The following is a 14,820-nucleotide window of genomic DNA, read 5'->3' on the forward strand; positions in this document are numbered from 1 at the left end:
AAAGCCTCTTAAATTGTATGTTATGGTTTTGCTTGAATTTTTACCAACACCAAAAGCTGTTATTTTAATATCTGTTTTAAAAGGTGATCTTGAAGTTAATAAAGCTTTAGCTTCGCCTTTTTGATTAAAGAATAATTCTTGATTGCTTAATGTTCCATCACCACTTAAACTCCATTCTACTTTTTCGTTAGGTTTTCCACCCATAACTTTAACTTCTGTATGATCTAAGATTAAATCTTTTGTAGGTAAGCCATTTTTATAAGCGTCAAGTTGTTCTTTTTCACTACTCATTGTTAAAGAATATTGATAAAGCTTGATGTTTTCTTTAACTTCAATTTTATTGGCAAGACTTTGGTTATAAATAGCTCTAATTTCTAAATTTTTAATATTATAATCTTTAACTCCTTCAAATACTACTTTGCTCTCTCCTTTTTCATTAGAAATAGTTTCTTTGTTATTGCTAATTCTAATTTTTTTACCACTATTTGTATCTTGAGCTATCCATTCTACTTTTGTATTTGGTATTAACCCTGCAATTTGGACTTCAAATTCTTTATTATAATCAATCACTCCTTTATCAAACGGAGTATTTGTAATTGGGTGGCTATGCGTTGGAAGTAAAATACTTGCTTTATAATTTTTAATTTCCAAAAATCTATACTTTTCTTTTACTAATTCATCACTTGCATTTTTAGCAATGATTTTCACTTTTTCATTTCCATTAAGTCCTATGATTTCAACATTGCTCTCGCCTTTTTCATCAGCTATTAAATTAAGCTCTTTTGTTGTATTTTTGTTTTTATCAACAAATAAAGCATTTTTCCCTTCTATTTTCCATGTTACTTTTGTTTTGCTTGGGCGTAAATTTTTATATTTAGCTTTAGCTATTTCTTTATTTCCTATTATTTTCTTATCTAAAATAAGATTTTTACTTTCACCATCTTCACCATCTCCATCATCTCCAAAAACCATTATTCCGACATTTGTTTTAAAATCAGCTCCATTTATATTTGCAACTATTTCAGCTTTTTCTTTATTTTTCATGCTCGGATCAGGTTTGTAAATTACACTTGATTCTCCTTTATTATCAAGCGTATCTGAATTTTGTGTTTTTACTAATTTACCTTTTCCTATAACTTTCCAAACTACTTTTAAATTACTAGCTAAACTACCACCTGCTAAAGTTATTAAACTCTCTTCAAACCTTTCAATATTTGAAGGATTTGCCTTTATATCAAAACTTATTTTTTCTGGAGATATTTCAATAGGAAAACTTTCTTTCGCCTCTCCTGCGGTTGCAATTAAATCTGTCTTATTAGTACAAGATAGCTTAACTTGAACAATAACTTTTCCATTTTCATTAGTAATATAATCGTTTCCTTTTTCTAAAATAACACAAGAGTCTTTCGGTGTTACATTCATAGGAGTATTTTTGACAATACTGTTTAATCCATCTTTTAATAAAATACAATGCTTATCATTACCTAAATTTCCACAATAAGATAAATAGTATTTGTTTGTTTTACTCTTATATTCAAGAACCATAGAATAATCTCTATCAATAAATTGCGTTCTAGTGCCTTCAATAGTATTACTAATTCCTGCTAGTTTTGGCTCAAATGCTAATTTCATAGCTTTTTCATCAAGTGGTATATTCACATTTGCATTAATTGAAGTATTCTTTTTAGAACTTTCTGCACTTCTGCTATGACTTAAAGTAAAAGTTAATGCAGGGAATGGAGAATATGAAATTCCCCCTTCATATATTAATGGATTTTTTTCTAAATCATCTACGCTATTTGCTCCAAAAACGCCTACTTTATCGCCATACCATTGTCCCATTTTTGCAAAAACTGAAACATTAATAAGAGAAGGAAAGGCATATTTTATTTTTGCGTCCCAGCCATTTGCAGGGCGTTCTTGCACATAATCTTTATCAAAATCATAACTATCTATCCAGTTACTCAATCTTTGATAAACATTTGCATTAAATGCGAGTGTATCTACCATAGCCTCAGCACCTAAAGACATTCTTCTATGCCCTCTACTAAAATCATGATCATAGACTGAGTTTAGTCCTAACATGATATTTCCTGAATTATTTAAAGCTGTTGCATTTGGATAATATCTTATACCTCCACCAAAGTGTCCTATGATTCTATCGTTTTCAAACTCACCTATACCACTTTGTAAAAAATAAGATATTTTTGGATTATCTTCCACAGTAATTGGTAAAAGTGCTTTAGTATTACCACTAAAACCGCTTCTTTCATTGTAATTAAATGAAAAATCTGTATTAATAGAAGTATTTAATGAATCAATAAATTCTTTAGCTAGTTCATTTGCACTTGCATTTAAATAAGAACTTGCCATATTTTTTACAATTTCTTCTTTGCTCTTGCTATCTTCACTATCATAAATAGCACCAGCTGTTTGAATAACTTTCATTACTTTATTTGAAAATTCTTGATCTTCTTTGCTTAAATTATCATCTTTTTTACTATCATTTAAAGCTTTTTGTGTTTTTAAATTTTCATTATAATAATTTGCATTTGTAGGGTTTTTAAGATAAATATCTTCAAAAGGTTCTTTGATAATTTTTTTATCTTTAAAATTAGTATGAGTGTGTTCTTTGATAACTTCTTTATCATCAAACTCAAGCCACTTAGCTGAAATATATTCTTCTTTATTTGCTAGTTTAGCCCATTTAGTGCCAGTTTCGTTAGTAATGACATTTTCAATATCTAATATTCTATTTTCTCTATAAATTTCTACTTGTTTGCTTTTTACATTTGGTTTTTCTCTTGAGATTATACGATGAGCTTTTACTTTTGCTTTTCTTATAGTTTGTTCTTGAAAATTTGTATTATCTTCTTCGTTATTAATTTCTTTTAAATTATCATCAAGATTATTTTTTTCTTGAATTAGTTGTTCTTTTTTAGCAATTAATTCATTATTGTTTGAATTATTACTTAATTCTTTATCTATATTTCTGATTTCTTTGTTTATTTTTACATATTTAGCATAGATTTCTTGCTCACTAAGTTCTTTACTATCTTTTTCTTCTTTTATAATTTCACTAGCTTCATTAACTTGTATTTCTTGTGGTTGAATAGTGTTTGTGTTTTGGGTGCTTGAAGGTAAAATTTCATTATCAGTATTGGTTGATGAAATAATTTTTTTAATTAATATTTCAATCTCACTATCTACATTGTCAAAAATAACACTTGAGTGTGTTTGATTTATTAAAGATGAACTTAACAAAAAAGACAACAAGATTTTTCTTAATATTCTTTTTTTTGGATATTTTGCTTTTAAAGATTTTTTATATATTACTGATTTCATTTTACCCTCTTTAGTTCTCATTAAAATGCTTCTTCTTCCATATTATCTGTTTGAGCAAAATTTTCAACAGAATTATCTTCTTTAGTTGCTTGGTGATCTATATTTTGCTTTTCTTTTTGATGGACAAATTCAAAATTATCAACTATAACTTGAAAACCAGTTCTTTTATTTTGATTTTCATCTTCATAAACTGAAGTAAAAATCCTTCCTTTGCATAAGAATTTATCTCCTTTTTTTAAGTAATTTGCTAAAGCATTTACCCTATTTGTTCCAAAAACAACCAAAGGAATCCAATCTGTGTGTTTTATTTCCTCATTTGCTTTTTTAGTAATAGTCGTAATTGCTAAACTATTTTTTGCTAAAAGTTCTTTTTTTCCTTGAGATACTTCCCAATCTTTACCAAGAAAACCACATAATACCACTTCGTTCATTTTTTCATCTCCTTATTTTAATTTTGGCTTATTTTTTTCATCAAAACACATAAACTTACAACCATTTTTATACTCACTACATCCCCACCAATAAGTCCCTTTTGTATTTTTTCTTCTTATTAAATAACCATTTTTACATTCAGGGCAACTATATTGTTTTTCTTTTGATAATTGTGAGAATTGATTCATACTTCCATTTTCTTTTATTTTCAAAATTTCACTATTAACCTCCTTTAATATATTTTGTAAGAAATCTTCTTTTTTTATTGTGCCTTGCTCAATCATTTTTTGTTGCTCAAACCATAAAGCAGTCATATCAGGATATTTAAGAGTTTCAGGTGCTAAAGATATTAAGAGTCTTCCTTTTTTAGTAGATTTAACAACTTGTTTTTTATCTTTACTTACCTCAATATATCCTTGCTCAATTAAATTTTTAATATGAGTTGATCTAGTAGCAGGTGTTCCAATACCTCCATTTTCACCTTTTTTGTCTTTATCTTTTTCAATTAGTAATTTTTTTATTTTTTCATCTTTCACATATTTAGCAACACTATTTAAATCCTTTAATAAAGAATCCATCGTATAATAAGGACGCGGTTTTGTTTGCTTTTTCTCTATTTCAATATCTTTAATTTTACAAGCACTATTATTCTCTATTAGTGAAATGTCTAAATGATTATTAGTATCTTCATTGTCTTTTTCATCACTTTGCTTGAAAAATTTTCTAAAACCCTCACTAATATTTTTGCTTTGAGAAGTGCCAAATACACTCTTATCATAAGTTTGTATCTCAAGATTTGTAACTTCATATTCTCTTGGTTTAAAAAACTGAATCACAAATCTTTTTGCTATTAAAATATAGATATTCTTTTCTTCTTCTTTTAAAAGCCCACAATCAAAATTGTTTTGAGTTGGTATTATTCCATAGTGAGCGGAAATATTTTTGTCATTAAAAGCTTTGCTTTTAATGCTTAAATCACTCTTTTCAAGCAATAAACTTAAATCACTATCATTATTTTTTATATTTAATTTAATAGAATTTAAAATATTTGGAGCTTGTTCAAACATTGTTTCAGGTAAGTATTGACAATCTGATCTATTGTAAGTTATGGCTTTATATTTTTCTCTTAAATTTTGAGTGATTTCTAATGTTTTATCAGGTGAATAGCCATATAATTTAGCACACTCTGCTTGCAAAATTAAAAGGCTATAAGGCAAAGGGGGATATTCTTTCTTTTTTTCTTTAAAAACACTAATTAACCCCGTTTTATTAATGTTGATTTCTTTTATTTGTTTAGCAATATTTTCATCGATAATCTTTTCTTCTGTTTTTAATCTTGCATTAAATACTTTTCCATTTATTTCAAATTTTCCTAGCAATGAATAATAATCTATGCTTTTAAAATTTTCATATTCATTATCTCTTGCTGTTATAAGCCCTAAAATTGGAGTCTGAACTCTTCCTAAAGTAAGAACTTCTCTAAAACCACTTTTTTGCTGTGCTACACTTGTATAAGCTCTTGTAAGATTAATACCTACAATCCAATCAGCCTGACTTCTTGCAAATCCTCTTTCACTCATTCCTTTAAATTGAGAATTCGGCTTCATTTTAGAAATTTCAACTTTAACTGCTTTTGGAGTTAAATCATTAATTAAAACTCTAAAAACAGGTTTTTTTGTTTTTGAATACTGAATAATTTCATCAATAAGAATTTGACCCTCATCATCTGCATCACCGCAATGAACAATACTATCTACTTGATCATTTTTAATCAATTTGCAGATAATTTCTAATTGTTTTTTGCTATTATTTATAGGAATATATTTAAATTCTTTAATGTCCAAAGGCAAATCATTTAAATTCCACAACTTCCATTTTTCATTATAAAATTCAGGTGTTGCTAATCTCAATATATGACCAAAAGCCCAAGTAATTAAATTATCGCCTTTTTGAACATAACCTTCAAATTTCTTAACATTACCATCTAAGCCTTCTGCAATTGCTCTACCAAGTTCAGGTTTTTCCGCTATAAACAATCTCATCTTTTACCTTTTATCTTTCGATATCTTTTTCTTTGCTTGGAACTTGAGTTTCTTGCCCTATTGTTTGTTCTTTAGAAAAACCATCTTGTTGTTTTGCTTTTTGCTCTTTCATTTCGGCTTCATTTTTTATTTCAAAACCAGTGCTTCTAACAATAGCTAGATAGCCATCACCTTTTTCAAGTTTAATCTTTTCTAGCTCTTCTTTAATTTCTTTATTAGTAAGCTTAATATTTGTATCAAGATAAAAACTTTTGCTACCATCTTGATTTTGAAATTCGCTAATTCCAATTCCTTCAACTAAAGCTTTTCCAGCTTCTCTTTTATCGTTGATTGTGTAGTAAAATCTGTCAGTTTCTTCATTCCAGTTATTATTAATAAAGATATGATTATCTCTATTACTTCTTTCTTGCGGATCTGTTGGCAATAAAACAATGTTGAAATTTTCTTTATCTCTTCTTACAAAGTAATTTTTCCATTCATTATTTACTTTAAAAGAAGCTGTTACAGCTCCCTTATCCATTCCAACAACTTTTCCAGCCTCTTCTATCACATCAACTAAAGCAGTAGCAACTTGTCTTTGCTTAATTTCACCTGTTTGAGTGTCTTTATAGTTTAATGCGTTATTTACATCAACCATAAGTCTTGGATGATTTCCATTTGATAATCTTACGAATGCCATTTTTTTCTCCTTAATAAAAATTTTTATGTTTTGTTTTTTGGTTTTTGGTTTGGGAATTTAAAAAAATATATATAATTACATGTTCATTCACCTCCTTGTAGTGTGATATGAATGCCATTCTCATCTTTATTAAGAATGGTTTTGTTTTTTGGGAAGCTCAAAGTTAAGCTTTTGTCTTTATTTTCTTTTATAATGATAGAGCTTAACTTTTGGGCGTTTTGGGTTATTTTTTTATAATCTTCGTATTTTAAGTATACGATGAAAGAAAAAACTCCGAAAGAAAATCCAAATAAAACAAAAAACATCAATGAAACAATCATAGTTTGTTTGATATTTTTAGTTAGCTTCGAAAAAATTTTAGAAAAATCTAAAATTGCATTTTTTTCTTTTTCTAAAAACACTTTTAAAGTTTGATCATATGTTTGTAAGCTATCACTTAATCTAGCTTCGATTTTTGACCTAAAATCCTTTAAATCATCATTACTTACTTTTAAAGCACTATTTAATGATTCAAGAAATGTATTATCAAAATTAACTAAAGAATTATCAAGTGCAGTTTTTAGCTCCATTGCTTTTTGACTAAATTCTTCTATTTCTAATTTTGAAAAAGATGAGTTCAAACTATCAAGTTCTGTTTTAATCAAAAGCGTTTTATTGATTATTTCCAATTCTTCTTGACTTGGGGGATTTTTAAAATACGAAATTAGAGAATCAATATTCATTTTAAGTTTATAAAAATTTTGCTCTAAATCTTTAAAAATTCCTTCTTTGGTATTCTCATCAAGAACATTATTTAAGCCTATATTGATAGTATTATTAATGATTTCTAAGATTTTTATCTGCTCATCAATAATTTCTTGATAGTTGCAAATTTTTACTTCATCAAGTAAAGAATTATTCATATCTTCTTGATCTATTTGCTCATCAAGTAAGCTTTGATTTTCTTCAGTCATTTTTTATCCAACATTTTTTATTAATAAAAATCTTTTTATAAAAAACCCATTTCCACTTAAAACCTACTCTCTCGCGATGTTTCTCTCTTAAATTATCAGGAAGTAAGTTATATTCTTGTTCAGAAATTTCTTTTAATTCATAACCTCTTTTCCAACTGACATCCTCTATAAAATTTTTAGAGCATATATACTCAAAACCTTGATAATCAGTATAAGAACTAGATTGCAATAGGTAACAAGATTGCGATAATTGTGGATTTATTCTATATCCATAATGCTCTATTTCTTCACATGATCCATCATCACATACTCTTTCCACCCATAAAAGTTTTTTTTCTACTCTTTTATTAAGTTCTTCCAAAGAACATTCACCATCTAAATGAGCTAAGATATCATTCTTATATTTAAGCATTTCAGTATCACTATTATCCACAGGACATAAATTTAAAAAATCTTTTCTCGCTTGTATGGTTTTCCAAGGCTTTTTAAACTTAATTGCAAAATATCTTGCAATCGCTGCACTACATTCAGGTGGTTTAATAGGCGAAGCTAAACAAAGCATAGCTTCACAAGCATATCTAGTATCCCCACTTAAATAATCCAATTTTATAGCTTTTAAATTTGAGAACATAAACATAGCTAAAATTATTGATATCAATTTTATTTTCATTTTTTATTCTCCTTTTTTTTAATTTTTTTGGCTTCTTGTATCATTTTCTTTTCTACAATTTCATCTTGATTAATGGTTTTAATCACGGTTGGTTTAATCTCATTATTATCAAATAAAGAATTACTCATTTATCTCTCCATCTTTTGCATGAAAAAAAAGCATATTGATAGTATTTTTATCTCCCTTAATAATGCTTATAGGCTGTAAGATCATTTCTGCTTCAACACCATTTTTTTTAAAATACTCTTCATATTCTTGAATGATATTTTTTTCGCCTATTAAGATAATTCTTTTTGCATTATGAGCCAAAAGAAAAGTTTTTACTATTTGTTCATTAGTGAGCAAGCCTTCTTTATTTTTTGTAAGCTCTATTTGATAAATCCAGTCCATATTGCTTAACTTTGAATCTTTAGGAACAAATCTATATTTTTCCTCCAATAAAGAATTATTCAAGGTTAGCTTTGAACCGCCTTCAAGTTTTTTAGGTTTTGGTGCAGAACTTGCACATCCTATAAAAATTACACTTGCCAATAAAAGCAAACTAAACGTTTTTTTCATTATTTTCTCCTGTTGTTGGTATTTGTATGCGACACTCTCCTCTTTGAAAAGCTCCTTTTAAGATATGTTCTTTAGGTATGCCTTTAATTTTTGCCAAAGTTGGAGAGACTTGTTTAAACTTATCAATAAAATATGGATCGTTATAATAAAAAGCTTTTTTACATAAAATAGGCTTTCCATTATCTATAGTAATAAGCTCATCTTCAAAAGACATTTCTCGAAGTTCTTGCGGAAGCATTAATGCCCTACTTGCTTCACTATAACTTGTAGATCCACCACTTGCCCCTACACTTCTTGATCTTGTTTTAAATGTAGTATTACCAAGTATTCTACTAATCTCCTCTGCATCTTCTTGCTCTCTTGGGGTATAAAAAATTTGACAAGCATGGTTAGTCAAAAGAGTTTTTGCTCCATCATCCCCATATCCATCAGGGGCAGGTGCTTTAAGTTGAGATTTTGATTGATAAATCATCAAAGAACGCATTAAATAACCTGCCATAAAACTTACTGCTGAAAGATATATAGGAATTTTTCTAGGTGCTGTAAATTCATCCATAAGCATTAAACAAGTATATTTAATTTGTGGATTTTGTTCAGGAAGTTCTTTTGTATTCAAAAGAATTAACTGCGACCAAAAAATATTCAATATAAATTTTGCATTAGTTAATTGATCAGGGGTTATGCCTATATAAATAGTCATTTTCTTTTTGCGTAAATCTCTCAAATCAAAATCACTAGTTTGAGTAGAAAGTTTTAACACTTCTGCTTCAAAAGGAGTTAAAGGCTCATTAAAAGAAGACATAACTCCTGATTTTGTATTATCACTTGAAATACTAAAATAAGTTTCTAACCTTCTTTTTGTGATATCTGAAAGCAGATCATCACAATTTGATAAGTACTTATAAGTATTATCAAATCCATTTATTTTTTTACCCTCATATTCAAAAGTAAAACCTTTTGAAAGTTGTAATATTCCAAAAAAACTAAATTCTGTTTTTAAGTTAAATGTTTCTAAAAAAAGTTTCCCATCTTCTTTTAAATTTAAATCTTTCCACAAATAACAAAGTCCTATAAATAGGTTTTGTGCAAGACCATTAAAGAATTGAGTTGTAGAATCCCCTTCTTTTGGATAAATGATATTTGCTAAATCCATTAGCTGACTATCACAATTATCACTATCACTCATATCAATATAAGTTAAAGGGTTGTAACGATGAGTTCTTTTTGAAAATGGATTAAAAAGAAAAACATCTTGACCCAAAACTTCTTTTCTATATTTACTTGTAAAATCAAAACATTCTTGTTTTATATCCTGAACAACAGCACTCTCTTTCCAGTCCATTAAATTTGGTATTACAATACCAACCCCTTTACCACTTCTTGTTGGAGCTCCCAAAGCCACAAACTGAGGCCCTTTAAATCTTAAAAATTTTCCCTTATATTTTCCGATGATTATTCCATTGTCTGAAAATAATTTCATTTTTTTAATTTCTGCTAAATTTGCAAATCTTGCCTCGCCAAATTGAGTTTTTTTGCTTTTAGCTATTAATGCTAAAAGCGTTAAAACAATAACACTAAAACCAAACATACCAAAGAAAGAAATATAAGCTTTTGGGTAAGCATTTATTAATGCCTCAAAAGTGAATTTAAGATTGTAAAATCCAAGAATTCTTTTTAAGCTTACATCATTAAGATAAAACATCACAAAAGGACTTAAAAAATAAGCTATTAATAGTGAAAAAATACTTATAAAAACAAGCATTACAATCTTATCTTTCATTTTCTATTCCTTTTATTTTTGTAGAAAAGCTTTCTAATTTTTGTTTAAAATAATTAGAATTTTTTTCTTGTTTTAAAGATTTTTCTTCATAATAAGCTTTAACTTTTGGATTTTTAAATTCCATTCTCTTATTAAGATTTCTATCAGAATAAAAAGTTATAATAATTTCATCAGAGGGGGATAGTGGCGTATTCGAGTGACCCTCCCCTTTGATTACTTGTTTATAATTTGTATCTGTCACAAGTCTAAACCTAGTATTATTTTTCTCCCACTCATAAACCCTAGCATCGTTACTATCTTTATGGACAACATAATCAATGATTGCCTCTTCAATAATCTCTAATTCTGTATTAATTGGAGTTGAGTTTTTATCGTTAAAACTCACATTATAAATTCCTCTTTTTTCTTTATTTGCCATTCTTCATCTCTTTAAAATATATTTGACTAATATGTCTTTTTCCATTATGAGCTCTAATATGGACAACTACATCAATAAGATTTTTAAGCATATCTTGTATTTTTTCAAAAGGTATTTTTTGACCTTGAGTATTTTGTAAAGTCATCAAAGCCAAACGCTCGAATGTTTCAGAAGTGCTTCCTGCATGGCAACTTGTAATGCTACCACCATGCCCACTAGAAAGAACATTGATAAAATCATAAGTTTCAGCACCTCTAAGCTCTGCCAATAAGATTCTATCAGGCTTCATTCTAAGACACGATTTTAAAAGAGTTGCAGAATTTAAAAAATCTTCATTTTTAGCTTCACTAGGATAAAAAAGTTGTACAAAATTTTTATGCTCATAAAATTTTATTTCTTCAACATCTTCTATAGTTATAATTCTTTGTTCTTTGGGAATAAAATCAATTAAAGTTTTCATAAAAGTTGTTTTACCGCTTCCTGTACCTCCTGCTATAATGATATTTTTTTCATACTCTACTGCTTTACAAATAAAATCTTTAAAATTTTTAGCCTCATAAAGCTTTTTCAACTCCTCATCCAAAGGATTTGTTATAAAATGATCAATTTTTATTTCTTCAAAAAGACCACTTTTAACATGATCTTGTATTAAAAATCTTTTCTCACTTGGCTTTCTAATTGTAATTGAAATATGCTCTTTTTTAGTCGCTGGCGGAATTACTACCTGAACCCTTTCACCTCCATGTAATATACAAGAAAGGATAGGGCGTGATTCATCTATCTTATCTTCTTTAAAAGAAGCTAAAGAAGTAGCAAACGATTTAGAAGCTTCATAATCTAATTTACTTGTTTCTTCTTGCCATTTTCCATCATTAGTTTGTATGAAAATATTTTCTTTGCCGTTGTAGCATATTTCAGTTACGCTGGAATTAGCCAAATGCTTTCCAAAAAAATCATTAGCTAATTTTTCTAGGGTTCTTGAATTACTCATTAAAAGCCCTTTCTTTTTAATTGATAAACCTTAGAAAAATCAATATCTTTATTAACATATACACCTACTAAATCACCGTGATTTTTATAAAGAGTTGGTTGGATATTAATCATTTTTTCTAAAGCAGTATTAGCTATTTCACGAGAAGTTTCTCTTGAATTTTCCGTATAATCAACGCTATTTTCTTTTTTATTAATAACTTGATTAGCTAAAATATTTAAAGAATCATCAATTATTGATAATAAAATAGCTGAACCAAAGCGTTTCATATAATGATGATCTACCCATCCTTGTATTCCACTTGCTCCAAGCTCATCAGTTGCACCTGAATAAACTGGTATAATAATATTATTAGGCGTTCTTATTTCTTGCCAAATAACAAAAAGCCTATCCATACCATCATTTAATTGTCCTGAACTAAAACTTCCTGTAATGGTGCTTCCTTTTTCAATTAAAAGAACATTGCCATTTGAAGAATAAACATCATTTGAAACAATACAAGCAATACCCCCTTTAATAGTGCTAACTAAACGAGTTTTTAAAGAACAACCTATATAAGTTCCTTTGGATAATAATAAATTTGGATCAAACTGACTAACACTAGCACTAGTTGGGGTAAAAACATCGCCGATAAAATCATTTGATCCATTAGATAATAAAGCATTGTCTCCTTGCATAGGTTTAGAATTAAAAATATTATTTGAGCTTTCTTGTGTATTGTTTTCTTGTGCATTAAAAGCCCCACCATCACTACTACTACTTACCACAACTAACCCTGCACCTTTTACTATTCTTGGTTGTAAAGGTTTTGAGATAAGCTCGAAAGGATTTTCTTTTGGAGTTACTTCAACGGGTTTTTCCTGTTCTCTTTCTTTCAATAACTCTTCAAAACTCTTTGTTTCTTCTTTAACAGGTTCTTCTTCTTGAGGTAAAATAAAATCTTTTAATTTCACGCTACTAGCAATGTCTTTATTAACTTCTTTTGCTTGTGTATTTGCAGTATCATCACTACTACCAATAAAAGATTTTGCAAAGATATATGCAAAAATCAATAATATAAATACACAAGCAATAAAGAATACATAGATTTGAATTTTTTTAACATTAACACTTTGTGTTTGCAACTCACTTTGTAAATCCATATCTTTTAATTCTTGTTTTTCTTGATTACTCATGTTTATTTCCTAATAAAGATTGTTCTAGTAAAAATGTTTTACTTGGATCGTTTATTACTCTTTGTATATTTTCATTAGAGGTTTCTCTAGTTTTATCTAAAGGATTTTTTCCATAGCCATTATTAAAAATTCCAACAACCTTATCCCCACTTCTTAGTAGAATTTGTTTTGCAATTTTTTGAACTACTAAAACATCATATTTTCCATCTTTTTTAATGTGAGTATTTAAGATCATTTCTTTGCCGTTTTCATATAAAAATACACTCGGAAATGTTTTTGTGTTATCAAAACCTAAGTAAGTAAAAACACCATCATCATAAGCATAATTTGGTGCTATATCTTCACTTCCCTTATTCGCTTTCATTAAAAAATCCCAGTTTCTAGGAACTATATTTTTATCAAGTTCTTCTCTTACAATTTTCTTTTCTAGCTCTTTTTTTATTTTATTCTCTTGCTTTAAGATTTTATCAGCGTGACTAAAAGACAATTTATAAGTTGCTTGCTTGCTATCATTAGTTAGCAATAAATCAAAAATATAAGTTTTTAAATTAGTGGTAACAATTAAATTTGTTTTCCAGTCTTTTGGATTTGGATCAACAATCATCTCTTTTTGCTGACCTTGATTATAAGGATCATTTTCTACAAAAAGTCTAGTTTTATAAGCTTTTGGTTTAATAAATAAAAGATTTTTTTTCTCTATTAAATCCCAACCTTCAGAAAATCCTGTAGCGGTATTTATAATGACTTCTTCATCGCTAAATTCAATCATACTTACAAAACCATTTCTAGCTACCATTTTAAAAACATCTTTAGAGTTATACTCAGCATGTGCTACGCGTTGATCGTATTCTGATTTTTGCGGTTCATTTAATGCAAAAACAGGTAAAGCCAAAAATGAAAAAGAAAGGGCTAGGCTAATATTTTTTATCATCTTATTTCCTCATCAACTCTATAGTGAGTAACCTTAAAGCCAAGAGGGTTTAAAATTCTATTTTCTTCACTTGTTTTTGCTAGTAAAAAATCATATGCTAAGGTTATAACTTTGGTTGATTGTTGTGTGCTTTTTGTTGCAGAATCTTTTTTGGTAATTAATGCTCTTATAGTAGAGGTTTTTACTCCATTGCTATTTCCAAGAACAATACTTAAAATCTTAACGCTTACTTCAACATTATCTTTATAAATTTGATCTAAAGCATTATTACCAGCATAGATAGCTCTATACTCATTTGCAACATTTTCACCACTCATTAATTGAGTAAGAACATAATCTTGATTTAAAAACTTATAATAATAACCTTCTCTAGCTTTTATATATTGAGAGATAAAGTATTTATCTAAAGCTTCAATAGAGTTAATTTGCTCTTCTTGTAAGCTAGTAATAATATCCACCATACCAGTAGTATTATCCACTCTAATCACATAAGGTTCAGTGGTTTTTAATGGTGTTAAGAAAATTACAGCAATTACAGCAATAATTGATATTGCCATACTTATAAATGCAACTAACCAAGCTCTTTGATTTGATTTTTCAATCAAATATCTTACACTTGCTTCAAAATTCAAAGCATTAGAATTAATTTCATTTTGGTTTTTCAATTTTATGTTTAAAAGAAGTTAGTATAATTAAAAAGGGTGGAATGCCAAAGGGTGCCACCTTTGACATTCAATTTACCGCCCAGAAGGGAGGTGAGTCGAATGACTAAAATTATCCTAGTAATTATATTAGTTATGCTTTGCTTTGTCAAGGCATACTAAGTTCCCCTGCTTTTTGCAGGGT

The 14,820-nt window shown here is 28.1% G+C and carries 14 protein-coding genes; all 14 read right to left on the minus strand.

Going from position 1 to position 14,820, the window contains the following annotated elements:
• On the minus strand, positions 1–3,345 hold a 3,345-nt coding region (locus CAMP5063_RS06625; RefSeq protein ID WP_257929092.1), incomplete at its 3' end, for an inverse autotransporter beta domain-containing protein.
• A gap of 20 nt (positions 3,346–3,365) precedes the next feature.
• The gene (locus CAMP5063_RS06630) at positions 3,366–3,776 is read right to left on the minus strand and encodes a single-stranded DNA-binding protein (protein ID WP_012662276.1); all 411 of its coding nucleotides are present in this window, start codon (positions 3,774–3,776) and stop codon (positions 3,366–3,368) included.
• A 12-nt stretch (positions 3,777–3,788) separates the two neighbouring features.
• Positions 3,789–5,819 carry a DNA topoisomerase III gene (gene topB / locus CAMP5063_RS06635; protein WP_257929091.1) on the minus strand — a complete coding sequence of 677 codons (2,031 nt, stop codon included), beginning with the start codon at positions 5,817–5,819 and terminating at the stop codon, positions 3,789–3,791.
• A gap of 10 nt (positions 5,820–5,829) precedes the next feature.
• Entirely contained in the window at positions 5,830–6,498 is a 669-nt protein-coding gene (locus CAMP5063_RS06640; RefSeq protein ID WP_337195042.1) for a hypothetical protein, read from the minus strand.
• Between the two features lie 83 nt (positions 6,499–6,581).
• Entirely contained in the window at positions 6,582–7,451 is an 870-nt protein-coding gene (locus CAMP5063_RS06645; RefSeq protein WP_257928958.1) for a hypothetical protein, read from the minus strand.
• On the minus strand, positions 7,444–8,121 hold the full coding sequence (locus CAMP5063_RS06650) for a TrbM/KikA/MpfK family conjugal transfer protein (protein ID WP_012662272.1): 678 nt from the start codon (positions 8,119–8,121) through the stop codon (positions 7,444–7,446). The genes CAMP5063_RS06645 and CAMP5063_RS06650 overlap by 8 nt, the downstream gene beginning before the upstream one ends.
• A complete protein-coding gene (locus tag CAMP5063_RS06655; RefSeq protein WP_256378939.1) occupies positions 8,118–8,249 on the minus strand; it encodes a hypothetical protein in 132 nt (43 codons plus the stop codon). Before CAMP5063_RS06655 ends, CAMP5063_RS06650 begins: the two co-directional genes overlap by 4 nt.
• Positions 8,242–8,679, minus strand: coding sequence for a cag pathogenicity island Cag12 family protein (locus CAMP5063_RS06660; RefSeq protein ID WP_337195043.1), 438 nt, complete (start codon positions 8,677–8,679; stop codon positions 8,242–8,244). Before CAMP5063_RS06660 ends, CAMP5063_RS06655 begins: the two co-directional genes overlap by 8 nt.
• Positions 8,663–10,459, minus strand: a complete 1,797-nt coding sequence (locus CAMP5063_RS06665) for a type IV secretory system conjugative DNA transfer family protein (protein ID WP_337195044.1) — start codon at positions 10,457–10,459, stop codon at positions 8,663–8,665. The genes CAMP5063_RS06660 and CAMP5063_RS06665 overlap by 17 nt, the downstream gene beginning before the upstream one ends.
• Positions 10,449–10,877, minus strand: a complete 429-nt coding sequence (locus tag CAMP5063_RS06670) for a hypothetical protein (RefSeq protein ID WP_257928960.1) — start codon at positions 10,875–10,877, stop codon at positions 10,449–10,451. The genes CAMP5063_RS06665 and CAMP5063_RS06670 overlap by 11 nt, the downstream gene beginning before the upstream one ends.
• Entirely contained in the window at positions 10,867–11,868 is a 1,002-nt protein-coding gene (gene virB11, locus CAMP5063_RS06675) for a P-type DNA transfer ATPase VirB11 (protein ID WP_257928961.1), read from the minus strand. Before virB11 ends, CAMP5063_RS06670 begins: the two co-directional genes overlap by 11 nt.
• The gene (virB10, locus tag CAMP5063_RS06680; RefSeq protein WP_257928962.1) at positions 11,868–13,043 is read right to left on the minus strand and encodes a type IV secretion system protein VirB10; all 1,176 of its coding nucleotides are present in this window, start codon (positions 13,041–13,043) and stop codon (positions 11,868–11,870) included. Before virB10 ends, virB11 begins: the two co-directional genes overlap by 1 nt.
• Positions 13,036–13,974 (minus strand): P-type conjugative transfer protein VirB9, encoded by a 939-nt coding sequence (gene virB9, locus CAMP5063_RS06685; protein WP_257928963.1) that lies wholly within the window; start codon positions 13,972–13,974, stop codon positions 13,036–13,038. Before virB9 ends, virB10 begins: the two co-directional genes overlap by 8 nt.
• Positions 13,971–14,639 carry a virB8 family protein gene (locus tag CAMP5063_RS06690; protein ID WP_337195045.1) on the minus strand — a complete coding sequence of 223 codons (669 nt, stop codon included), beginning with the start codon at positions 14,637–14,639 and terminating at the stop codon, positions 13,971–13,973. The genes virB9 and CAMP5063_RS06690 overlap by 4 nt, the downstream gene beginning before the upstream one ends.
• Positions 14,640–14,820 lie beyond the last annotated feature (181 nt).

The sequence above is a fragment of the Campylobacter sp. RM5063 genome (assembly GCF_024723655.1).
Taxonomy (GTDB): Bacteria; Campylobacterota; Campylobacteria; order Campylobacterales; family Campylobacteraceae; genus Campylobacter_D; species Campylobacter_D lari_D.